At 64.7% G+C, this 23,862-nt stretch carries 18 protein-coding genes and 1 pseudogene; 15 read left to right on the forward strand and 4 right to left on the reverse strand.

Translation table 11 applies throughout. The annotated features are described in order from the left end of the window. The first annotated feature begins 157 nt into the window (after positions 1–157). Genes FHS96_RS27310 through FHS96_RS27320 form a run of 3 tightly spaced genes read left to right on the forward strand, consistent with a single transcriptional unit; the run spans position 158 to position 4,126 of the window. A complete protein-coding gene (locus FHS96_RS27310) occupies positions 158–1,738 on the forward strand; it encodes a hydantoinase/oxoprolinase N-terminal domain-containing protein (protein ID WP_429599447.1) in 1,581 nt (526 codons plus the stop codon). Next, positions 1,731–2,840 (forward strand): S-methyl thiohydantoin desulfurase family protein, encoded by a 1,110-nt coding sequence (locus FHS96_RS27315; RefSeq protein ID WP_429599449.1) that lies wholly within the window; start codon positions 1,731–1,733, stop codon positions 2,838–2,840. The genes FHS96_RS27310 and FHS96_RS27315 overlap by 8 nt, the downstream gene beginning before the upstream one ends. Further along, complete coding sequence (locus tag FHS96_RS27320) at positions 2,837–4,126, forward strand: purine-cytosine permease family protein (protein WP_429599451.1); 1,290 nt, start codon at positions 2,837–2,839, stop codon at positions 4,124–4,126. The genes FHS96_RS27315 and FHS96_RS27320 overlap by 4 nt, the downstream gene beginning before the upstream one ends. 892 nt (positions 4,127–5,018) lie before the next feature. Here FHS96_RS27320 and FHS96_RS27325 read toward each other — a convergent pair. Further along, positions 5,019–5,777 (reverse strand): SDR family oxidoreductase, encoded by a 759-nt coding sequence (locus FHS96_RS27325; protein ID WP_429599453.1) that lies wholly within the window; start codon positions 5,775–5,777, stop codon positions 5,019–5,021. A 96-nt stretch (positions 5,778–5,873) separates the two neighbouring features. Between FHS96_RS27325 and FHS96_RS27330 the strand changes: the two genes are divergently transcribed. Beyond that, the gene (locus FHS96_RS27330) at positions 5,874–6,821 is read left to right on the forward strand and encodes a helix-turn-helix transcriptional regulator (protein WP_429599455.1); all 948 of its coding nucleotides are present in this window, start codon (positions 5,874–5,876) and stop codon (positions 6,819–6,821) included. A 165-nt stretch (positions 6,822–6,986) separates the two neighbouring features. Here the strand turns inward: FHS96_RS27330 and FHS96_RS27335 are convergent. The 3 genes and pseudogenes from FHS96_RS27335 to FHS96_RS27345 form a co-directional block, all read right to left on the reverse strand. Next, positions 6,987–7,358: pseudogene (locus FHS96_RS27335) on the reverse strand (hypothetical protein); the annotation flags it as partial. Between the two features lie 770 nt (positions 7,359–8,128). Beyond that, positions 8,129–9,940 (reverse strand): glycoside hydrolase family 15 protein, encoded by a 1,812-nt coding sequence (locus FHS96_RS27340; protein ID WP_429599460.1) that lies wholly within the window; start codon positions 9,938–9,940, stop codon positions 8,129–8,131. Next, positions 9,933–10,088, reverse strand: a complete 156-nt coding sequence (locus FHS96_RS27345) for an SDR family oxidoreductase (RefSeq protein ID WP_429599462.1) — start codon at positions 10,086–10,088, stop codon at positions 9,933–9,935. Before FHS96_RS27345 ends, FHS96_RS27340 begins: the two co-directional genes overlap by 8 nt. A gap of 487 nt (positions 10,089–10,575) precedes the next feature. Between FHS96_RS27345 and FHS96_RS27350 the strand changes: the two genes are divergently transcribed. From FHS96_RS27350 to FHS96_RS27400, 11 genes are all read left to right on the forward strand, one after another. Continuing rightward, complete coding sequence (locus FHS96_RS27350) at positions 10,576–12,804, forward strand: TonB-dependent receptor (RefSeq protein ID WP_429599465.1); 2,229 nt, start codon at positions 10,576–10,578, stop codon at positions 12,802–12,804. 92 nt (positions 12,805–12,896) lie between these two features. Then, on the forward strand, positions 12,897–15,425 hold the full coding sequence (locus tag FHS96_RS27355) for a glycoside hydrolase family 3 protein (RefSeq protein ID WP_429599468.1): 2,529 nt from the start codon (positions 12,897–12,899) through the stop codon (positions 15,423–15,425). A gap of 63 nt (positions 15,426–15,488) precedes the next feature. Then, positions 15,489–16,385, forward strand: coding sequence for a LysR family transcriptional regulator (locus FHS96_RS27360; RefSeq protein ID WP_429599517.1), 897 nt, complete (start codon positions 15,489–15,491; stop codon positions 16,383–16,385). 156 nt (positions 16,386–16,541) lie between these two features. After that, the gene (locus FHS96_RS27365; RefSeq protein ID WP_429599470.1) at positions 16,542–16,772 is read left to right on the forward strand and encodes a DUF3311 domain-containing protein; all 231 of its coding nucleotides are present in this window, start codon (positions 16,542–16,544) and stop codon (positions 16,770–16,772) included. Continuing rightward, the gene (locus FHS96_RS27370; protein WP_429599472.1) at positions 16,769–18,226 is read left to right on the forward strand and encodes a sodium:solute symporter family protein; all 1,458 of its coding nucleotides are present in this window, start codon (positions 16,769–16,771) and stop codon (positions 18,224–18,226) included. Before FHS96_RS27365 ends, FHS96_RS27370 begins: the two co-directional genes overlap by 4 nt. A 335-nt stretch (positions 18,227–18,561) precedes the next feature. Continuing rightward, entirely contained in the window at positions 18,562–19,488 is a 927-nt protein-coding gene (locus FHS96_RS27375) for a dihydrodipicolinate synthase family protein (RefSeq protein ID WP_429599474.1), read from the forward strand. Positions 19,489–19,490: 2 nt separating this feature from the next. Further along, on the forward strand, positions 19,491–20,702 hold the full coding sequence (locus FHS96_RS27380; RefSeq protein ID WP_429599476.1) for an NAD(P)/FAD-dependent oxidoreductase: 1,212 nt from the start codon (positions 19,491–19,493) through the stop codon (positions 20,700–20,702). Beyond that, on the forward strand, positions 20,699–20,998 hold the full coding sequence (locus FHS96_RS27385) for a (2Fe-2S)-binding protein (protein ID WP_429599478.1): 300 nt from the start codon (positions 20,699–20,701) through the stop codon (positions 20,996–20,998). The genes FHS96_RS27380 and FHS96_RS27385 overlap by 4 nt, the downstream gene beginning before the upstream one ends. Next, entirely contained in the window at positions 20,995–22,404 is a 1,410-nt protein-coding gene (locus FHS96_RS27390; RefSeq protein ID WP_429599480.1) for an FAD/NAD(P)-dependent oxidoreductase, read from the forward strand. Before FHS96_RS27385 ends, FHS96_RS27390 begins: the two co-directional genes overlap by 4 nt. Before the next feature lie 180 nt (positions 22,405–22,584). Further along, on the forward strand, positions 22,585–23,076 hold the full coding sequence (locus tag FHS96_RS27395; RefSeq protein WP_429599483.1) for a VOC family protein: 492 nt from the start codon (positions 22,585–22,587) through the stop codon (positions 23,074–23,076). A 33-nt stretch (positions 23,077–23,109) separates the two neighbouring features. Continuing rightward, entirely contained in the window at positions 23,110–23,514 is a 405-nt protein-coding gene (locus FHS96_RS27400; RefSeq protein ID WP_429599485.1) for a RidA family protein, read from the forward strand. Positions 23,515–23,862: the final 348 nt, after the last annotated feature.

The following is a 23,862-nucleotide window of genomic DNA, read 5'->3' on the forward strand; positions in this document are numbered from 1 at the left end:
TATGATGGCAAGCCGACGTGCTCACGCAAGCGGCCTGGGCGGTGATTACCCGCCCCGCCACACCGTTTACCCGAACCAGCACCGATGCAACCCGTCAACATGGTTGCGCGGGGTGCACCGGGATCGCAAGCCAGGGCCAAGGGCGGGAGGTTCAAGGTTGCGCATCGGAGTTGACGTAGGCGGCACCAACACGGACGCGGTCCTGATGGACGGTCGGGATGTAGTGGCCTGGACCAAGCAGCCGACATCGCCGGATGTCGCCCGCGGCGTCGCCGCGGCGGTCGCGGCGGTGCTGGCGGACGGCAAGACGGACGGCGGCGCGGTACAGGCGCTGATGATCGGCACCACCCATTTCACCAATGCGCTGGTGGAGCGTGTGCGGCTGGACCGCGTCGGCATCCTCCGGCTCGCCAGCCCGTCGGGCGAGGCTTTGCCGCCGATGACCGGCTGGCCAGGCGAACTGGTCGATCGGGTCGGCGGCCCCATCCATCTGCTGCCAGGCGGCTATGAGGTGGACGGCCGCGAGATCGCGCCGTTCGACGAAGCGCGCGTGCGCGCCGCCGCCGCCGACCTCTTCCGGCAGGGCTTTAAGGCGTTCGCGATCACGAGCGCCTTCGCGCCGCTCGACGCCCGGATGGAGGAACGCGCCGCCGCGATCATCCGCGAGGTGGCGCCGGACGCGCACATCAGCCAGTCGCATCAGGTTGGCCGCCTCGGACTGGTCGAGCGCGAGAACGCCGCGATCCTCAATGCCGCGCTGTCCGGATTGGCGCGGCAGGTCGTCGACGCCTTCGGGCAAGCGGCGGAAGCGATCGGCATCACCGCCCCGCTTTATATCTCGCAGAATGATGGCACGCTGATTTCGGCCGAGCGTGCCGCGGCCTATCCGGTGCTGACGATCGGATCGGGGCCGACCAACAGCATGCGCGGCGCTGCCTTCCTGACCGGCATTACCGACGCGATCGTGCTCGATGTAGGCGGCACCACCACCGACATCGGCGTGCTGGTCGGCGGCTTCCCGCGCGAATCGGCGGTGTCGGTGGACATTGGCGGGGTGCGGACCAATTTCCGCATGCCCGATACGCTCGCGCTCGGCCTCGGCGGTGGTACCCGCATTCATCAGGGTGACGCGTTGCGGATCGGCCCCGATTCCGCCGGATATCGCATCGGCAGCGAAGCCTTTCTGTTCGGCGGCGATACGCTGACCGCGAGCGACGTCGCGGTGGCCGCAGGCCGCGCGCAGTTCGGCGACGTGGCGCGCGTCGCGTCGCTTGCCCCGGCTATGATCGCGGTGATTATGGGCCAGATCGACCGAATGGTGGAGGACGGAATCGACCGGATGAAGACCGCACGGGGTGACGCGACGGTGATCGCGGTCGGCGGCGGCGCCTTTCTGGTCCCGGATGCGGTGCGGGGCGCCGCCCGCGTGATCCGCCCGCCCCACGCCGGCGTCGCCAACGCCGTGGGCGCGGCGATCGCGCAGGTCGGAGCCGTGGTCGAACAGATCGTCGACTACCAGATTGAACCGCGCGACGCCGCGCTGGATCGGCTGCGGCAGGTCGCGGTCACCCGGATCGTCGCGGGCGGCGGCATCGAAGAAAGCGCGGAGATCGTCGAGATAGAAGAGAATGCCCTGGGCTATCTCCCCGGCCGGGCGATGCAGGTGCGCATCCGCGCCGCGGGTGACCTGATGCCATCGCCGGAAGCGATCAAGGATCGGAAGCCGAGTTATGCCTGACATGACCATCGACCGCCTCGCGCTGGGAGACCTCGCGCGTGGCGCCGCCTTTCTTGGATCGGGCGGTGGCGGCGATCCCTATTACAACCTGTTGTTGGGCGAAGCGGAGATCGAGCGGAGCGGCGGCTTTCGGATGATCGACGCGCATGCGCTGCCCGAAGATGCGCTGGTGGCACCATGCGGCTGGATCGGCGCGCCGACGGTGAGCCTCGAAAAGCTGCCCTCTGGCGACGAAGCCGTCGCCGGCCTCAGGCGTCTCGAAGAAATGATGGGTCGGCCGATCGCCGCGCTGATGCCGATCGAGATCGGTGGCGCCAACGGCCTTGCGCCACTGCTCGCCGCCTCCCGCCTCGGCCTGCCGGTGCTCGATGCGGACGGCATGGGCCGCGCCTTTCCCGAATCGCAGATGGCAGTGCTAAACATCCAGGGCCTTTCGGCGTGCCCTGCGATCGTCACCGCGGCGGGCGGCGCATTGTCAGTCATCGAGACACCCGACAATCTGGAGCATGAGCGCCTCGCACGCGGGCTGTCGATCGCATTCGGCGGGATCGCGCACATGGTGGAATATCCGCTGACCGCCGGCGACGTGATCCGCAGCGCGATCCCAGGCAGCGTCTCCGCTGCGGTCGCGGTTGGCGCCGCGATCCGGCAGGCGCGCGGGGCCGGTGATGATCCGTTCGCGGCGATGTTCGACGCGCTGCGCGCAACGGGACTTTATGCGCATGCCGGGGCGCTGTTCGACGGCAAGATCGTCGACCTCGAACGGCGCACTGAAGGCGGCTTTTCGATCGGGCAGCTGGCGATCGAGACGTTCGACGGTGCACGGCGGATGACGATCGGCTTCCAGAACGAGAATCTGTACGCACGGGAAGGCGATACCGTCCGCGCGATGACTCCAGACCTCGTCACCGTTATGGATCTGGAGACTGCGGAGAGCATCACCACCGAGCGGCTGAAATATGGCCAGCGCGTGCGGATCGTTGCGGCGGCGGCACCTGCGGCCCTGCGCACCGATCATGCGCTAAGCTATGTCGGCCCGGGCGCATTCGGCCTCGACATGGCGTTCGTGCCGGTCGAACAGCTGAACGGCTGGACGCGATGAGCGGCGGCGAGGCCGCCGAGCAATATGCGCATGCGCCGGTGCCGGAGGGGGTCACCATTTCGGGCTGGCGCGTCGGACTGATCGTCGCGAGTTTCTCGATCGGGGTGCCCGATTTCTTCAATGGCGCAACCAACGCGCTGGCGCTGGGCATGCTGCCCGCGATCGCGGTCGCGGTGATCGCCGGACTGCTGCTGTGCGTGGGCGGCTTCCTGACCTCGCTTGTCAGCATCCGGTCTCGCCTTTCGACCTATCTTCTGACCCGGCGCTCGTTCGGGATCGGCGGCGCAGCGGTGATCAATCTCGTTGTCGCGTTCATCCATTTCTGCTGGTTCGGCGTGAACGCCACCTTCGTCGGCGAAGCGCTGCAGACGGCGACGCGCGCGATCGGCCTGGAGATCCCGTTGCCCGCGCTGATTGTGCTCGGGGGCGCCCTGATGACGGCATCCACCATCTTCGGCTTCCGCGCGCTCGAACGCCTCGCGCTGATCGCGGTGCCCGTGCTTGCGCTAGTGTTGCTGACCGTCGTGGTGACGAGCGTGAGCGCCTACGGCATCGAAACCGCGCCGTCCGCATCCGCGGCGCCGATGCCGTTCGGCATCGCGCTCTCGGCGGTGATCGGCGCCTACATGCTCGCTGTCGCGACAATGCCCGATCTTTCTCGCTTCATCAGCCGCCCCGGCGGCGGCGCGGCGGCGATGGCAATCTCCTTCCCCGTCGCGATGCCGCTGACGATGGCGGCGGCGGCAGTGCCGGCGCTCGCGACAGGGCAGACCAGCCTGATGGCGCTGGTGCCGATGCTTGGGCTGGGAACGCCGACATTGTTCCTGCTGCTGCTGCCGACCTGGACGCTGAACGCCGCGAACCTCTATTCCGCCAGCCTGTCGCTGGGCACCACCTTCCCGCGGCTCCGCCAGTGGTTGGTCATCGTTGCGGGTGGCGTGATCGGGACGCTGTTGGCGCTGGGCGGCATTCTCGAGGCGTTCGTACCGTTTGTGCTGTTTCTGAGCGTGATCATCCCGCCGATCGCCGCGATCTACGTCATCGATGCGCTCACCCGCTTCCGCGGCGTCGACGCGGCAGCCTCGATTGCCGACCTGCCGGCGGTGCGATGGCGGGCGATGTTCGTCTGGCTCGGTGCTGCGGCGATCGCGACGCTCGGTGCCCATGCTGGCTGGACGGTGACTCAGGTGCCCGCGCTCGATGCGACCATAGCGGCGGCGCTTGCGTACGTGCTGCTCCAGCGTAGGGCAAAGCGCGACCCCGGCAATGGAGCGGAAATGGGCTGACATTCGCGCCGGGTCGGCCAAGGAGGGGCATGTGATCGCATCCGATTTCATCTTGCCAGCGCGCTGGCGGCGCTCGTCCTGTCGCGGCCGGCGGTATAATCGCCCCGATCGCTCCTCGGGGAGGGTTACGCGGTGGCAAGGCGTGCTGCCCACAGTCGATGGCAGAACACCGCGGGGGTGATGGTCATTTTCTTCCCGCTTCGGGCAATATAGCGTCACCAGACTCCCCGTAATCGATGCTGATCGTCGACGCCGGGTCGCACCTGCCGCCCTAACCGATGGGATCCAGGTTTTTACGCGCCCTTTGTTGCACATGGTCCGCGACCAGACGGAAGGCGACGTCCATCGATGATTGCTTGCGCCAGGCATTGCGTTCGATCGGCGCCGATGCCAGCCGCGGACAATAAGAACCTTGAGTCCGACAGAGCCTGCGCCGAATTACAGGCCGTGTCAGCGGCAGGGACTCGAACCCTGCACCCGGTTGCCTTTCGCGGCTTGACTTACGACCCGCGTTCGCGGCTGCACCAGGCCAAGACGGTTGAGGCCGTAGACATGGATAAAAAGGCTAGGCGAAGATCAGCCTCGGCGGCCCCGGGAAAACGTAAAATCCCGGTCTAGGGCTGCGCGGTCCAGGCGCTGGACAGCGTCGGCAGGGTTGCGCTCAACTGCGCGAAGAGATTGGTCGCGGTCCTTGACGTTTTCAAATTGCCGATTGCTTGATTGATCAAATCTGGGCTCGCCGCCGAGGATTTACCGGCGCCACCCGAGGAAGCGAGTTGCCGACGGCTCTTTCGAAATGCCGCTTCCGACATCCGCCGTTGTAGTTCCGGACCCGGTAAGCAGCCATTCGCAGCGGCCGGTCCGCCGGCAAGGTGCCGGCGGACCTTCGCGATCACCAGGGGAAGGTTTCGTTGACCGACGCCGTAAACGTGCCAGTCGGACCGTCGCTGCCGAGGAGAGCAACGCGGACCGCTTCGGCGGCGCCCTGCTCGACGGTCTCGGTGCCCTCGTAATTGTTGAGCGCGGTGGCCGTGAAGCCGGGCGTCACCGCGTTGACCTTGATACCTTCGGCTTCGAGATCGATGGCCAGGGCGAGCGTGATAGCGTTGAGCGCGGTCTTGGAGGCACCATAGCCGGGGTTGAACGTCGCCCGGTGGGGGTGCGGTGCGGCGTTGATAGTGAGCGAGCCGAGGCCGCTCGAAACGTTCACGATGCGAGCAGCTGTCGACCTGCGCAGCAGTGGCACGAAGGCCTGGGTGACAGCGAGAACGCCAAAGACATTGGTCTCCCAGATGGTACGCACCTCATCGATTGAGATCAGCGTCGCTCGCGAGCGCCGGATATAGTCCTGCATAGTCTCGCTATCCTGGCCGTTGGCGCGGGAAATGGCGGCATTGTTGACAAGAATGTCAAGACGGCCGAACCGTTCCTCGACCCGCGCGACTGCGGCACGGATCGAAGCCTCGTCGGTGACGTCGAGCTGGATGGGATGAACATCACCGTCTACCGCTTGCGCTGCTGCCTTGCCGCGGTCGAGGTTGCGTGAGGCGAGCAGCACGGTGAGGCCGCTGGCGGCGAGATCGGTCGCGATCTGAAGCCCGATGCCCTGATTGGCGCCGGTGACGAGTGCGATGCGTGGGTTGTCGGTCATGCAATGATCCTGTTCCTAATTGCCGAACAGGAGATGGTCATTGAGCACTGGACGTTCTATGCCTGATCGTCCAGCATTTTTTCGAAAGAGTCCAAATTGGCTGACCCCCTCGCCCAAATCGTCGGCCTGCTGCAGCCGGGCGCGCCATTTTCCAAATGCGTCACCGGCTCGGGGCCTTGGCGGGTCAGGCGGACACAATCACCCAATCCCTACTATGTCGCCGTGTTGAAGGGGAGGTTGCGTTACAGTGATCGCCACAGTGGCGAGGTCGTTATCAATGCAGGCGATTTCATCCTCATCCCGTCCGCGCAGGACTTCATGATGTGGAGTGATGTGCCCAGCGCAGAGCATGACATGGTGATCGATCCCGTGATCCTGCCCTCTGGCGGCTATCGGGTCGGCAGCATCGACGGTCCGATCGACATGCGGGCCATGGTCGGCTACTGCATCTTCCAGTCCGACGACGCGACCTTGCTGTCATCGCTGTTGCCCGAACTGGTCGTGGTGAGGGGCGAACATCGCCTCGCCATGCTGATGCAGTTGCTCGGCGACGAAGCGGTAGGCAGCAAGCCCGGGCGTGAGGTGGTGTTGCAGCATTTGCTGGAAGTCCTGCTGATCGAGGCGTTGCGATCGACGGCCGAGCTGGGCGAGACACCCGGATTGCTGCGCGGCCTCTCGGACGAGCGGCTGGCCGCGGCGATCAGGGCCATGCATGCCAGGCCCGAGCGTGGCTGGACCGTGGCCGACCTGGCGCGGGAGGCGGCGCTGTCGCGATCAGGTTTCCATGAGCGATTCCAGAGCGCTGTGGGCATGGCACCGATGGAGTATCTGAAGGCTTGGCGATTGGCCTTGGCCAAGGACCTGCTGCGCAGACGAGAGGCGAGCGTGGGCCAGATCGCCATGCAGGTCGGCTATCGATCTGCGAGCGCCTTCAGCGTCGCGTTCACGCGGGACGTCGGAGCGTCGCCGGCACGCTATGCACGGGAATCCGGCGGCGCATCGGCCGGCATGGCGTCAGGGGAATTCGAAGGCGCCATCGCCTGATCGGGGCGCCTGCGTCGCGAACATCCGCTTTGGCCGCGTCCGCTGCACGATTCCAAGCATCGCGAATGACCAAATGGCGACAGGCCCGTCCAGCCACTTCGGGTGCGCTGGAGCGGAAAGCGGACGTCTCCCTGAGAGCCAGCGGCGATGTCTGACTTTACCGTTCTACGACGTTCCCACCGTCTTTACCGATTGATGCCGGGATCCTGGCGCCACCATTGCCGCACGAACCGGGCAGGAGAGGTCAACGACCGTTTGCATCCATGCAATTAAGTCCTGTGTGACCGCCGCATCGAGCGCGCCGGTCGAGCCACCGTCGCGGGCCTGGATGGAAAGGCCGACGAGCACGCCCTCGAATAGCGTCGCCAACCCGACGGAATCGGCCCCGTTCCGCAGCGTGCCATCAGCTATTGCAGCGTCGACGCAGGCCTGGATCCCCGCGCGGTTCGTCGCTCGCTCGGCGGCCGCCAGCGCCTGGACCGACCCACAATCCGAAGAGCAGATCTTGCTTGAGAGCGTAACCATGCAGCCGGTCGGATGGGCCGGTGTGCGCTAGCCGCCTTCCTTTATCCGCTTCTGGCCATGCAGCGGTGCCAGAGCCCTCGCCCCGCCCGATATGGCATTGGGCGCGCGCACCCCCGCGGGCGCGCCGCGACGCTTGATGGTGCGCGCCTGTTATCCTGCCGATCTGGTGGCACGGGGCAAGGTCAAGCGCCATGACGACAAATGGGGAGAATGGACCCGCCAGCTACCCCATGCTGGCGATAAGTCCGCAACTGCCAATGGCCCGCATCGCGACGCGATCGGCTGTGACGGCAGGATCACCCACCAACGCGGCCCGCACGGTGCGAGCAGTTCGCGCTGCCGGCCAACGGATCGGTCAACGCCTCTACCTCAACCAGCTATTTCATCGAACATCAGTGCGTGCGCATCGTCCCGTTCGCGGCACGGCCGCGCTCGAACATGGCGAGCTCGCCTCGCAGGCGGCGCGGCTGGACCGGGGGGCCGGGGGAACGGGGCGACCGCTTCGCGGTCATCGCACTGCACAGCCGCTGTTCACCCGGAGAACGGGCTTTCCGCACTCGACAGAGTGAATCCGAGTGTGAGCCCTCCGGAATGGCGTTGTCGAATATCAAAAGCTGGCGAATCCCATCCGCGCTGCTGCGATGACCCCATCGGCCTTGTTCCCACGCACGAGGTCGATCGGTCGCTTATTGTTGAGCAGAGGATCCGCCTGGACAAGGTTCAAGACGCATATCGCGATGCGCGTTTCGAACCAGCGCCAAGGAAGCGGAGAAAAAGCTCGTTCATGGCTGCCAGTGTGGGCGGCGAGACGGGTCAAGCTGCCGATCGATGAAGTGGGCGGCGCTAATGAAGGCGAGATGTGTCAAGGCCTGGGGGAAATTGCCGAGGGCTTCGCCCCGAAGATCCAGTTCCTCGGAAAAGAGGCCGAGCTCGTTGGCATAGCTCATGGCCTGAGCGAGGACCAGTTGAGCCTGCTCGAGGCGACCGGCACGCGCCAGGCATTCGGCATACCAGAATATGCAGGTCGTGAACGCGCCTTCGCCGCCCTCCAGACCATCGGCGTTGCGATAGCGGTAGATCATGCCGTCGTCGCGCAGCACGTCGCTTATTGCGTCGAGCGTGCTTAGCCAGACCGGATCAGTGGCGGATACGAAACGCACCAGGGGCATCATAAGCAGCGCCGCGTCGAGTTCGCTGCCGCCACGCGACTGGACGAAATAGCCATGATCGGGATGACGAAAGTTGGTCCAGATGTCGGATGCAACGCGGTCACGGTTTTCGATCCAACTCGCGAGCGGGGCAGGCAAGGATCGCTTGTTGGCCAGACGCACGGCTCGGTCCAGCGCAACCCAGCACATCAATCTCGAATGAAGGAAATGGCGGGGTTCGTCGCGAATTTCCCAGATCCCGGCGTCTGCCTCCTCCCAATGCTCAATTACATGTTCGACAATGCTGCAGACGTGCAACCACCCCTCATGACTGATGGAAGAGCTGTACTTGTTGAACAGGTAGATGCTGTCGAGCAATTCACCGTAGATGTCGAGTTGGGTCTGGGCGTGTGCCGCATTGCCGATCCTTACCGGACGGCTTCCGGCATAGCCCGCAAGGTGAGGTAACTCGCTTTCCTCCCGGGCCTCGGACCCATCGATGGCGTACATGATCCGCAGCGTGTTGCCGTCGGCTGCCTTCGACATGCGCTTGCTCATCCAGCCGTAGAAAGCCTTGGCCTCGTCGAAGAAGCCGAGGCGCATCAGCGCGTAGCTGGTGAAAGAGGCGTCGCGGATCCATACGGCGCGATAATCCCAATTGCGCCCGGCACCTGTCGCTTCGGGTAGGGAGAAGGTAGCTGCTGCTGCGATCGAGCCGTGCCGGACGGAGGTCAGAAGCTTGAGGGTCAGTGCGGATCGATGGACCTCGTCGCGCCAGCGGCCCGTATAGGTCGATTGATCGAGCCACCGACGCCACGCCAGCACGGCCGCTGCGATCTCCTTGTCGACAATCTCTGAACTGAGCCGGGCCTGGGGCTCTTCACCCAGCATGAACCAGGCGCTTTCTCCTTGAGACAGAGTGAAATGCGCAAAGGCCGCTCCCGCCCGTTGTTCCAGCGGCACCGATGTGGACAGGCAGAGCCTGATCTCACCGCCATCGAACGTCACGACTCCATTCCTCGCGGAGGCGCTCGGAGCGACGCGGGCATAATCGAACAGCGGTCGGCACAGTACAGCAAACCGAATGGCGCCACGTGTCGCCGTCACCTTGCGAATCAGGCATCGTTCGGTCCGATCAGGATGGCTACGCGCTCCGGGCAGCGGCATCATGTCGAGGATTTCGGCGCTGCCATCCTCGGCCATGAAGCGCGTGATTAGGACATTGGTGCCGGGAACATAGAGTTGGCTTGTGCGCGGATCGGTGAGGTCAGGCGTGATTGAAAAGGAACCGCCCTCGTCTGCGTGGAGCAAATCAGCGAAGATGGTCGGACTGTCGAGCGATGGCCAGCAGAGATAATCGATGGTGCCATCCTTGGCCACCAGTGCGGCAGTCTCGAGATCGCCGATAATCCCGTGATCGCCAATCCGGCGAGGAGGCTTAGCCATTATCGCGGAATTCAGGATAGAGAGACATGCCGCCGTCAACGAACAGCGTCGTTCCGGTCACATAGTCAGCTTCGTCCGACGCCAGCCAAAGAGCGGCGCGGGCGACGTCCTCGGGTTCACCGATACGACCATACCCGTCGCGACACAATTGGCGTCTAGAATGTGGAGGTCAGCCTGAGCGGGCGGATCGACCGCGTCCCATCCGTATGGTTGGCGCGCCGCACCGACGCACATTGGCCGGCCCGGAGCGGACAGGCTCACCCAATGGCAATCGGACCTTGGGGGCCGCGCCCCGGTGGTGAAGGCCGCGCTTGCTCACGTCGAGCCAAGCCGTGATGATCCGCGACGACTGTTCCCTATCGATGTGAGTGCCGCGAGCCTTTCCCTGGAGCCAATGGAACGCCGCTGGGCACACATCGCTTTCCCGACATGTAGCGAAACGCGGTTCACTGCTTGAGCAATGCGATCATGTTGAATTTCCAACACGATCGATCTCAGCCGTTGCGCTGAGCGCAACGTTTCCGCCGTTTCGGCTGCATTGAAGCGGCCTGGGACACGTGTGACCTTCAAACCATCCGGTGAGAGCGGGGATTTGCTGATGCGCCGGCCACGACAAAAAGGGTGAAAGGGGTTCCATGAAAACTTGCCAGCACGCGTCGCTGAGGCTCTTCCTCTCTGGCATGATGGCCGGCACAGCGCTCTGCGCGGTACCGGCGCAGGCGCAGGAAGCCGCATCTCCGAGCGCCGAATCCGGCGCCGATATCGTCGTCACCGCCTCCAAGCGCACGGCATCGACGATCCAGGACACGCCTATTACCGTCCAGGCACTCGGGGGCGACGCGCTGAAGGACAAGGGGGCGCTCGATTTCGCCGATTTCTACCGCGCGATCCCGGCGCTCTCGGTTCAGGACGAAGGTCCCGGCGATAAGCGCTACGTGATCCGTGGCATCAATGCATCCGGCGCCGGGACCGTGGGCCTCTACCTCGACGAAATCGTCATTACCGGGGAGAACTCGCAGGATGGCGGCGGCCAGGCGCCCGACGTGAAGCTGTTCGATATCGACCGCGTCGAAGTGCTCAAGGGGCCTCAGGGGACCACCTTCGGCGCAAGCTCGATGGCCGGAACGATCCGGTACATCACGAACAAGGCCGACCCCGACGCCGGGGTGACGGGCTATGTTCAGTCCGCGCTGCGCGCCACAAAGGATGCCGCGCTCGGGCTGCAGACCGACGGGGCCGTCAATCTTCCCATCATCCCCGGCGTTCTCGCGGTTCGCGCCTCCGGCTTCTACGCGGACCTGCCAGGCTGGATCGACAATCGCTTCGACGATGGCGCCAATGCAGAGAAGAGCAAGGCCGGTCGTATTACCGCCCGCCTTCAGGCTACGCCGGATCTGACGGTGGACGTCACGGCAATGTATCAGGACGTCCATCAGGACGCGAAGAACTACTATAATCTCGAAGATTTCGGCGGCAATCCGCTTCCGAAGAATTTCCAGGCGGACGAGGTTCGCTCTCCCTATGACGACGAGAGCGAACTGTATAATGCGACCGTCAATTATAAACAGTCTTTCGGCACCTTCACCGGCACGCTTTCGCGTTTCGTGCGCGATACCAAGTTCGTGCGTGATGCGAGCCTCGCGGCGCAGGCGTTTTTCGGTCTCGACTACGACGGCGATGGGCGTAGCGCGCTTGTTCAGACCAAGCATCGGCGGGTCGACAGCGGCGAACTCCGCTTCGCCTCGGATTTCGACGGCCCGATCCAGGTGCTGGTCGGAGGCTTCTTCCAGAACGAGAACCGGTTCTTCAACAGTGCCTGGCCGCTCGCTGATGCCACCGGGAACTTCGCTCCTGATGCCGACCTCCTGTTGAACCGCGATGTGACGACCAGGATCAAGGAAAAGGCGCTGTTCGGCGAGATCAGCTACGAATTCCTTCCCAGCCTCACCTTCACCGCAGGCGGCCGCCTGTTCGATTTCAAGCTGGAGCAACAGTCGGTTGCGCTGGTTGCGGCGGGCGGTGCCCCCGGCGCCGGCCCGGGGCCGCGGCTGGAAACGAAGGACGACGGCCTGATCGGTCGCTTCAACCTGGCATGGAAGGTCAACGAGCAGGTCAACACCTATGTCCAAGTGGCGCAGGGCTATCGCTCGGGCGGCACCAACGACCAGACCGCCGCAGAGATCGCAGGCGTCGTCATTCCTGACGGCTATGGCTCGGACTCGCTGTGGAGCTACGAGTGGGGCGTGAAGACCACATTGATGGACCGCAAGCTGTTCCTGAACGGCGCGCTCTATTACATCGACTGGTCGGATATTCAGGTGTCCCAGCAGGCGAGCAACGGCACTGTTTCATTCGGCTACACGGGCAACGGGGGCAAGGCTGAGGTCAAGGGCATCGAGATGACGCTCGAAGCCCGCCCGGTCACGGGTCTCAGCGTCAACCTCTCCGGCAACTACAACACCGCCAAGCTCGCCGAGGACAATCCGGTTCCCGCCACCGGCCGCAAGGGCAATCGCGTTCCCTACGTGCCCGAGTTCACCGGCTCCGCGAGCATAAATTACACGACTTTCGTCGATGCCCTGGGCGCCGATGCATCGTTCGGCGCAGACGCAAGCTATCAGGGCGGGATGGCGACCAAGTTCAATCCAACCATCGCCAACTACCAGACGCTCGAATCCTATTGGCTGGTCGGTCTCCGCGCGGGCGTAAACAAGGGGCCGTGGGCGCTCAACCTCAACGTGACCAATCTGTTCAACGACCGCACGACGATCAACTACAATGAGATCGTACCGGGCGTTTATCCGCTGGGCTATTACATGAATCGTCCACGGACGGTCAGCCTGTCGGGCGTGGTGAAGTTCTGATCGTCATGACTTCGTCGAAGCTCGCCCTCACGGCACGCCGAATGGCGTCCGCTTCCCGGAGGGCCTTGCTCTCCGGGATCGCGCTTTGCGGCATGTGGACCGGCTCCGCATCGGCAGACGAGGGCGAGCGCCCGTGGCTGGATCGCAGCAGGCCGCCAGAACAGCGCGCCGATCTGATTGTCGCGGCGATGACTGACGAGGAGAAGCTGAAGCTCCTCCAGGGCGATACCGAACTCGATGCGAACGGCACCGGCGTGAACGCCTGCGTCGGGCATATCAGCGGTATCGCCCGCCTGGGCCTGCCACGGTTGTGCATGGGCGATGGGCCGGCAGGTGTCGGCAACGGCATGAAGGGCGTAACGCAATTCCCGGCGCCCGTCATGGGTGCTGCGACGTTCGATCGCGATCTGATGACCGCCTATGGGAAGGCGCTAGGTGCCGAGCACGCGGGAAAAGGGCGCAATGTGGTACTCGCCCCCACCATCAATATCATCCGCACGCCCAAGTGGGGCCGCCTTGCGGAAACGCTGAGCGAGGATCCCTATCTGACCGCGCAACTGGGGGCGTCGATCACCGGCGGCATCCAGTCGCTCGGCCTGATCGCCACGCCAAAGCATTTCGCGGCGAACAATCAGGAATGGCTCCGTCTAGGCGATGGGCCAGCCTATGAAGCAACCGACGCGATCGTCGCTGAGCGCACCTTGCGCGAAATCTACTATCCCGCGTTCGAGGCGGTCGTGAAGGATGCAAAGGCAGGCTCCATCATGTGCGCCTACAACCGCATCAACGGCCGCTACGCCTGCGAGAATCCCGAGACGCTGGGCGCGTTGAAGCGCTGGGGCTTCGATGGATTCGTCGTCGCTGACTGGTATTTCGCGCATCGCTCGACGGCGCCTTCGGTGAAGGCCGGGCTCGACATTTCGATGCCGGGAGGATCAAGCCCATTCGGCTTTGCCGAGTTTTACGGGCCGAACGAACTCAGGGCCGCGCGCGCGAAGGGGGCAATCACGCAGGCCGACATCGATGGAATGGTGAAGCGTATCGTCACGCCGATGTTCCGCCTCGGCCTCGTGGACAAGCCGATCGCTGCCGCCGACGCCGCTGCCAATGTGCGCAATCCAGCGCACCTCGTGCTGTCGCGCAAGATCGCCGAGCAGGGCACCGTGCTCTTGCGCAACCAGCGTGGCGTGCTGCCGCTGAAGGCGAGGTCCGTTGCCGTGATCGGCGATGATGCAGGCTCGAATGTGCAGACATCCGAGCGATATGGCGGCTTCGTCAAGACCGAGGATGTCGGCGTGCTCAAGGCGCCCGTCGATGCAATCAGGACCGCGCTCGGCGACGGGGTTACGGTGACCTACGCCCGCGGTACGCTGGGGATCGCGCCGCTGCCGGCCATGCCGGCGTCCGCTTTCGACGGGCTGACCGCGCGCTACTATGCGTCGCCAGACTGGTCGGGTGAACCAGTCGTGACGCGCGGCGAAGCGCAGATCGATTATGCCGAAGCCGGGCCCAAGGCAGGCGTCCATGGTTTGGCGGCGCTCTGGTCGGCGCGCTGGACGGCTGGTTTCATTCCTTCAAAAACCGGCAATTACCGTTTCTCGCTCAACGGTGGCGGCGAAATCGAGCTGAACATCGATGGCCGGCGTGTGGCTTATGTCCCGAAGCAGAGCTTTCGTCTCGCCACCCACGGCACGATCCGCCTCGAAGCGGGCAAGCGCGTCTCCCTTGAACTGACCTATTCAAATGCACCGACGCTGTCCGCCAACGAGCTGCGGCTCGGGTGGCAAGAACCAGACGATCGACTCGTCGACGAGGCCGTAGCTGCCGCCAGGAAGGCTGACGTCGCAGTGGTTTTCGTTGCCGATCACGTCTCGGAAGGCGCAGATCGTACCGATCTGAAGCTGCCCGGCGACCAGGATGCGCTGATCGAGGCCGTAGCGGCGGCGAACCCCAACACCGTGGTCGTGCTTCACACCGTGGGGCCCGTCCTGATGCCGTGGCGTGACAAGGTCGCAGGCATCCTCGAAGCCTGGTATCCCGGAGAGCAGGCGGCTGACTCGATTGCAGCCTTGCTGACCGGTAAGGCGAACCCATCGGGCAAATTGCCGGTCACGTTTCCGGCCGACGAAATCAATGGCCCCGTCGATCGGCAAGTCCGCTATCCCGGCATCGGCACCACGGCACGCTATGACGAGGGCATGTTGGTGGGTTACCGCTGGTACGACGCCAAAGGCGTCGCGCCGCTCTATCCGTTCGGCCACGGGCTCTCCTATACGCGCTTCGCGTACAGTGACATCAAGGTCACGAAGCGTGGCGGCGGATGGACCGTGCAGGCGACCGTGCGCAATGTCGGCAGCGTGGCAGGCGACGAGGTCGCTCAGCTCTATGTTTCCATGCCGGCGGCCGCAGCCGAACCGCCGCGTCAGTTGAAGGGATTCGCCCGGATCTCGCTGCAGCCAGGCAGATCGCAGACCGTCTCGTTTCCGCTCGATACGCGGTCGCTGTCCTACTGGGACGAGAGCACCCGCGACTGGCGCATGGCGCAAGGCACCTATCGCATCCATGTCGGCACGAGTTCGCGCGATCTGCCGCTGGCCAAGGACTTCGATCCCTCGCGCTGACCTGCTAGGACGGCGTGATAGCTCCGAGAGAGCCCTGAGGATCACGCCTTGTCCGAAGCCGGAATGCGATACTTGCTAGAAGCCCTCAATGCCGGTTCGATGCGCGCGGCTGGCGATCGGCTCAATGTCGCACCGTCCTCGATCAGCCGGCAAATTGGACAATTGGAGAGCCAATACGGACTGGCATTGATCGAGAAGGGGCGACGCGGCGTACGCCTGACGCACGCAGGCGAGATCGTCATCGCCCATTATCGCAACCAGATTGCCGACCGCGAAGCGCTTCACGCGAAACTGGAGGAACTGCGTTCCGTTCGCACCGGCCAGATCACGGCCGCGATCGGCGAGGGATTTGCCGGCAAGAGCTTCACGTCGCTCGTCAGCAAATTCGCAGAGGCCAATCCGCAGATCCGGCTGGAGATCCTAACGGGTTCGACCCAGGAAATCCTCCGGATGATCGCGGATGACGAGGCGCATTTCGGGCTCGTCTTCTCGACGCCCAACGACATGAAGATACACGTTCGCTCGGTCATCGCCCAACCCCTCATGGCGATCATGCTGCCCGACCACCCGCTTGCCGCCAAGGCCAGCGTGAGCATTGCCGAACTCGCCGGTGAGGCGCTCGTCCTCCCACCCGCGCATTTCCGCATCCGGCAGATCTTGAGCGTGGCCGAGGCGAACTCGAAAACCTTCTTCCAGCCGGCGATCACGTCGAATTCGATCCATATCCTGCAGGATGCCGTGCGCTCCGGGATCGCTGTCGCGATCCTGCCGCAGATATCGGTCTGGTCGGAACTAAGCGAGGGCACGATGGTGAGCGTGCCGATCGCCGATGACGCGATCGAGGAGACGACGACCAGCCTGGTGCTGCGCTCAGGCCGCCAGCTGGAAGGGGCGCCGCTGCGCCTGCTCAAGCGGATCGAAGCGCAACTGCGGCAATGGAACAAGCCGATCCGCCGTTAGCGGCGATGCCCCCCGCCGATCGACCGCAGCATATGCGCCGTCGGCACGCATCATCATGCGCCTGTTCTGTTTGGCGCAACATTCGCGACGCTTTTGGTCATTGAACGCAACGGGTCATGCGGTCACGCTCCCGTGTCCCAAGCCAGAGAGCGATCCATGACAGAACCCTCCGACAATGCCGATGTCGTGCAGCGCCTCAGGCGCGCCGACATCCTGCTTCTGCTTCCATTCGTCTGGCAACTCGGCCTCGCACCCTGGGCGAATGGCGTGAGCTGGGAACCGCTGGGCCTGCCGTTCGGCATGGTATGGCAGATGGCCGGAATCCTGTTCGCCACTGTCGTCCTGGGCATTCGCTTCGCCCTGGATTCGTCGGAGCGCGCGAAATGATCCTTGGATTGATCCTCTTGATCGTCGGCGGAACCACCGCCGGGTCCATCCTCTACGGGCGCCTGAAGCAGAAGCGTGCCCAGAGCATGGAAGAATGGGCGCTGGGCGGCCGGAAGCTCGGGACCCTGGTCTTCTGGTTCCTCAACGCGGGCGAAATCTACACCACCTTCGCCGTACTTGGCATTTCGGGTTTTGCGTGGGCCTATGGTGCGCCAGCCTATCTCGCATTTTGTTCGGTATCGCTGTCGGCGTCGGTCGGCTACTGGCTGACGCCTCTGATCCAGTCTTATGGCCGCCGGCATGCGCTGGTGACGCAAGCGGACTTCTTTGCGCATCGCTACGGTGCACCCTGGTTGGGTGTGTGCGTCGCCGCGGCTGGCCTCGTCGCGCTCGTTGTCTACGTTCAGATTCAGGTGACGGCGCTGACGCTGGTGGTACGGCTGGCGGCAGGGCCCGGCATAAGTGCGGGAGTTGCGGCCTGCGTCGCTGTCGCCCTGATGGTCCTTTTCGTCTTTCTCGCCGGCCTGCGCGCCGCAGCCTTCGCCGCCGGGGTGAAGGATATCCTCATGCTGGTCGTGGTTGTGGCGTTGGCCTGGAGCATCGCGGGGATCGTGGGCGAGGCCTCGGTGCTGGACGTGTTTCGCGCCGTGGGCGAGCGCTTCCCGGAAGCGACGCGCTTCCCGGGTCTCAAACCGGAACTCGGGCTGGACACGACCTGGCTGGTGACCTCCGCGATCAACGTCGCGCTCGGCACCTACATCTTCCCGCACATGTTCCAGCTCTGCTATTCGGCCGACAGCACGGAAACCATCCGGCGTAATGCCGTCTTCCAGCCGATCTATTCGCTGTCCTACTTCTTCATCATCCTTCTCGGCTTCGCAGCACTTCTCGCAGGAACGCAAGCGCCCGGAGCGGACCCGAACGCGCTGCTGCTGGCGTTCGTCGGGGAACGCTATCCCGCCTGGATGCTGGGTGTGCTGGCCGGCACCGCCTCCTTGCTGGCGCTCGTGCCGGGATCGGTGCTGCTGCTCACCTGTGGCTCGATCTTCAGTCGCAACATCCTGCGTCCATTGATCCCATCGATCGATGGCCGGACCGAACTGCTGGTCTCGCGCATCGCCATGGTCGGCTTCGCAGCGATCGCGCTCTACCTGACACTGGGAGCCAGTGGATCGCTGGTGGAGATCGGCCTGTCCGCCTACGCTGCGATCGGCATGCTTGCGCCGGGCGTGTACTGCGCGTTCCTGCTACGCCGCACGAGCGCGCCAGCGGTGCTGGCGGGGCTGCTTGCCGGCTACGCCGTGCTTTGGCTACCGGCATTTTCGCTGCTCGCCTCGACCTGGTTTCCGCATTGGGAGCGGGGACTGGTGGCACTCATCGCAAATGCCGTCGTCACGGTCGGTCTTTCGCTGCTGCTCCCGCGGAGGTCATATGCCGCAGTGCAGCCTGCATGAGCAATGATGCCGCATTCCCGGTGAATATCCCAACATTTGGGAGCGGCTTTTCTGTCGAATAAGCGATGCTTCAGCAGCGCTTCTTGTTCGCCAACCGTAGCGGCGCATGCCCGGGCGAGCCCGTTGCTGCCGTAATCCTCCGCCGCGCAAGCGACAAGCAATGCAAAGTTACGTTCTGCTTCGCCGCGTCCGTTGCGGCAAGCGCAACGTTTTGACCCCGCGCACGCCATTGCTGCGGACATGCTGCACTGGCATCGACCTCCGTGTGGCGGAACGCGCATCGCAGAGTGCGCTGCCGCAGCAGGACATCCGCAGGTCAGGAACAGGGATACATCATGGCAGTGAGCAAGCGGTCGCGGGTGGACTGGCGGGGCTATATCCCTGCCATCACGACACCATTCGTCGATGAGGACACGCTGGACGAGCAAGGGCTCGGCCTGCTGCTTGAATGGCTGATCGATCAGGGCATGCACGGCCTGGTTCTGGCGGGCACAACCGGCGAGTGGACGAGCATGCGCCCTGAAGAGCGCAAGCGCCTCTTCGAACTGGCCGGCGCCCAGGTCGGCAGGCGCCTGCCGCTGATCGCAGGTTGCTCCAGCTTCACGGCTCGCGAGACCATCGCCTACGCACAGGCCGCCTCCGACGCTGGCTTCGAAGGCGTGCTCATCACCCCCCCGCCCTACGTGCGCCCGCTGGCGGACGAGATCGTAGCGTTCTACGAAGAAGTCGGTGCCGCCATCGACCTGCCGATCTGCGTCTATAACTGGCCGCCGGGTACCGGTATCGACATGCCGCTCGAGTTGCTTCGCCGCCTCGCCGACATCGATGCGATCGTCGCCATCAAGCAGTCCACGCCGCGCTTCACGGCCTTCGCCGAAACCGTCTTCGCGCTGGGCGAGCAGGTCCGCGTCTTCGGCTATCCGATGGACGAACTGGGTTTGACGATGCTGCGCGTCCATGGCGGCGACGGCACGATGGGCGCGGGCGGCGTGCTCGGCCGCAACCAGCCGGGCTTCTACGACAAGTTCTGGGCCGGCGACATCGATGGCGCGCGCGCGTGCGGCCGCAAGGACCGCGTGTTGATGGAAGAGTGGTACACACCGGACCTGGTCGGGAAATTCGGCTCCGGCCCAGCCATTCTCAAGGCAGGCTTCGATGCAATGGGACTACCCGGTGGCCCGGTGCGCAAGCCGCTGCGGACCGTGAGCGAAGCCGATCGCGAAAGCATTGCCGCAACGCTGCGGAAGCTCGATATGCTGTGATGATGGCCAACGGGACCACCAACTGCGACATCCTCATTGTCGGTGGCGGTCTCGTCGGCTGCGCTACGGCCTGGCATCTTGCGCGCAAGGGGCTGAACGTGCTGCTGGCCGAACGCGGCCATCTGAACGCCGGCGCGTCGGGCCAGAATGCCGGCTCGCTGCACTTCCAGATCGAGCGTCGGTTCCTCGAACAGGGAGAGAAAGCCGCGGCAGACGGGGCGCGGATCGTGTCGCTCAATCGCGTGGCGGTCGACGAATGGCGTGGCCTTGAGGAGATGCTGGCCCGCCCTCTCGACGTTGCCATGCACGGCGGCCTTATGGTGGCCGAAACGGAAGCCGAACTGGAACTGCTGGCCTTCAAGGTCGCACGCGAGAACGAACTTGGCCTGGCGACCCGGGTTCTGGACGGGGCGGAGGTGCGACATCTCGCGCCCTGCCTGTCCACAAGACTCGCGGGTGCCGCTTGGCTGGCTGACGAGGGGCACGCCAACCCGCGCATTCTCGTCGACGCCTTTGCACAGGGCGCGCACGAACGGGGCGCAACGATCCAGACGGGCACGACGCTGACCGCCCTTTCCATGGCACGAGACGGCACTTACCAGGCGATATTGCAAATGCCGGCCGGAGAATGCCGCGTGCAGACGCCGCGTATCCTGCTGGCCGCTGGACATTGGGTGCCGCATCTCGCCGCATTGCTCGGCCTCAACGTTCCGCTCTACGCCGCACCGCTTATGATGAGCGTCACCGATCGCACCGATCCCGTGCTGCCGTTCCTGATCCAGCATGTCGGCCGCCGCCTGTCGATGAAGCAAACCGAAGACGGAAACATGCTGATCGGCGGCGGGTGGCCCGCGCGCCTTGCACGCCGGCCGGACGGCCGGCCTGACCATGACAGGCCGGCGATCGTCGAACCGGCCAACCTGCGCGCCAACCTCGAGGTTGCGACGCGGGTGATGCCGGTGCTTGCACAACGTTCACTCCTGAGGACATGGACCGGCACAACCTGCATTTCGGCCGACCAGCTTCCCATAGTTGGCGAGGTCGCCGCGGCGCCGGGCTTTTTTGTGGCAGCAGGCGGGTCGCTGTTCACTCTGGGACCGGTGCTGGCGCGGCTGCTCGCGCGCGCGATCGTCGAAGGCTCTGTGCCGGAGGCACTTGAGCTGTTTACGCCGCGACGCTTCGCTCACCTTGACGCGTTTGCGGTTCTGCCATGAGGCGGATCGAGAACGACGTCACCCGCCCCCAGGCGGTCACGGTCGAAGTGGACGGCCAGCGCATTGCCGCGCATCCCGGCGAGATGATCGCCGTGGCGGTTTTCGCTGTCTCGCCCCGCTTCCGCGCCGACCGCTCCGGCCGCGCGCGCGGGATGTTTTGCAACATGGGAACGTGCAGCGAATGCACTGTCTGGGTCGACCGCCAGGATATCGGCTGGCGGCGACTGCGGAGCTGTCTGGTCCCTGTCGCGGACGGACTGCGGATCCGCACCGACGACCCGGATCGCACGGCATGAGCGCATTCGATGTGGCCATCGTCGGCGGCGGCCCTGCGGGCATGGCGGCGGCCGAACGCACCATGGCCGCGGGCCTCTCGACCTGCATCATCGACGAGCAGCAGCGTCCCGGCGGGCAGATCCTGCGTCAGCCGCCCGCGGGCTTTTCGGTGCGGGGCTGGTTGAACGGCAGACCATATCGCAAGGCGCGCGCGCTGCTCACACGGGTAAGCGGCGACACGCGTCTGCACTGGCTGGGCGGCCGCTCTGTTCTGGGCCTTGCGACCGGTCCCGGGCCGGCTGCCGGCATCGCGCTGACGCTCGCAGGCACGGCGGGGGGTGTCGAGCGGATCGAGGCAGCACGGGTTGTCATTGCCGGAGGCTGTTACGACATGCCCGTGGCTCTTCCGGGTTGGACCCTTCCGGGCGTGATGAGCGCGGGTGCCGTGCAGACTCTGTTAAAGGCCCAGCAGGTTCTGCCCGGCCAGCGCATCCTGCTGTTCGGGACCCATCCGCTCATGATCGTGCTGGCGCGGCAAATTGCCGAGGCGGGTGGCACGGTGGTCGCCGTCTGCTTCGCACAATCCTTCGCGGCAATGGCGAGGACGGCGCTGCGCCATCTGCCACGTGCCCTGTCAGCACCAGGCCCATTGCTCGAGGCGCTGTCGGGCATGGCTGCGCTCCGCCGGGCGCGCGTGACGGTCCGCTTCGACACGATGGTGCAGCGCTGCGAGGGCAGCGACGTCCTCGAGCGGGCGATACTGGCCCGCGACGAACCCATCGCTTGCGATGTCGCGGCGATGTGCTTCGGCTTTCTGCCTCAAACGGATCTGGTCCGCCAGGCGGGCGCCGCGGTCCGCTGGAGCGAGCCTGCGGGCGGCTGGGAAGCCGTTCACGACGGGGCGATGCGGGCCACCGCCCCGAACCTTTACGTCGCGGGCGAGACGACGGGCGTGGCCGGCAGCGACGTCGCGATGGCCGAGGGCGCCATCGCCGGGCTTGCCGTCGCACTCGATGCAGGCGCCTTGACAGCGCAGGAGGCGACCGCCGCGATGCGCAAACCCCGGGGGCGACGAAGCGCGCTGAACGGTTTTGTGGCGTTGTTGAGGGCCGTGGCCGATCCAACACCCTGGATCCCGCAACCGGCGGACGGGACGATAATGTGCCGCTGCGAAGACGTTTCAGCAGCCGAAGTGGATCAGGCGATCGCGGATGCCATCGCCGTTGGCGAATCCTTCGGCGCGAGTGCGGTCAAGCTGCGATGCCGGGCGGGGATGGGCCTGTGCCAGGGGCGTGGCTGCGAACATGCGCTTGTGCGTCGCATCGCGCATGCACGGGGATGCCCCGAAAGCGAGATAGAAAGCTTTCGGGCTCGCTTCCCGGCACGCGCTGTGTCGGTCGGCGACCTGTTGGCGGCCGGCGACTGATGTCAGCTGCGGACCCGGAACGTCCGCCCTTGCGACCGTGATCGATGCGCTGCGCATGCTCGATGGAAGTCGTGCTGCGCGGCTGATGTTGCGCCCATCGCAACATCTTCGTTCGATGGACGCCATTGCCCGAGCCAAGGTCCGGCGTAGGCTGATGAACGTCCAGCCGGAGCTTCTCGCATGACCGATGCCGCCAACGACCGTCCCATTTTCATCGAGGCCGATCACGTCTCCTGGACTGTGCCGGATGCCGACGCCGTTGCGCGATGGTATTGCGAGGTGATGGGCGCAACCGAACTGTTCCGCATGGGGCCGCTGGATGCGGCTGATATTCCGCTGGGAGAGGACGGCCGCGACTGGATGGCCAGCCATGTCAACGTACCCGGCGCGCGTCTGAAGCTGATCATGCTCAAGCTGACAGCCAATCTCAATTTCCAGCTCGTCCAGTACGACAAACCAGCCGATCGCAGTCAAACCCTGCCGCGTAACTGCGACCGCGGCGGTCATCACCTCGGCATCAAGGTCGATGACGTAAGCAAGGCCGCCCGCTATCTTGCAGCCCATGGCTGCACCCCGATGGACGTCATCGACATCACGGAGGGGCCGCTTGCTGGAAAGAGGAACCTCTACATCCTCGATCCGTGGGGCCACCAGCTCGAGATCGTCGACTGATCGTTTCGCCTTCAATCCCGACCGGAGCCTTCGATGACCAGCACACGCATCAATCCCGAGATGCTCTATCCAAGCGTTCAGTACGGCTTCTCACACGCGACACTCGATGACGCGACCGGTACGGTCCATCTTTCGGGCCAGGTGGCCTGGGATAAGGACTATAACGTGGTCGGCGGGTCGGACGTCGGGCTTCAGGCGCGGCAGGCCCTCGCGAACATCAAGGCAGTGCTGAACGAACTGGGCGTAGGTCCTGAGGCAGTGCTCCGCCTGCGGACCTTCATCGTCAATTATGACGTCTCGATGCTGGGCGCCATCGGTCCAGAACTGGCAGCATTCTATGGCGATGCGGTGCCCGCATCGAACACCGTGGTCGGCGTTCAGGCGCTGGCGATGCCCGATTTCCTGATCGAGATCGAGGCCGTCGCAACGATCAGATAGATCGCACGGCGCGGCCGATGATCCTCAAAGGCCATCGATTTCCGCGCCGGTTTGCCTGCGCTTCGTGCCGCCTGCATCCGGCAGGGCATCAACCGCAAGCCGCCGATCCCGCACGATGCCGCGCTCTGCCAAGGCGGCGATAGGATCGCGACCATATTCGGAAAATTCAAGGAGGGGCGGCGCATCCCACCCGCAACGACGGCTCCCGGCGCCACTTCATGTCAGCCATCGGCATCGCTGCTACCGTCCTTTTTTGGCTTGATCGGCAGGACCTGAGGCTGCCGTCTAGTTGCGGCCGATGCAATCAAGTTTCCCGCTGATGGCGCATCGCCCCCTTACAACCTTGCC

Source organism: Sphingomonas zeicaulis (assembly GCF_050433225.1).
Classification (GTDB): Bacteria; Pseudomonadota; Alphaproteobacteria; order Sphingomonadales; family Sphingomonadaceae; genus Sphingomonas_D; species Sphingomonas_D zeicaulis.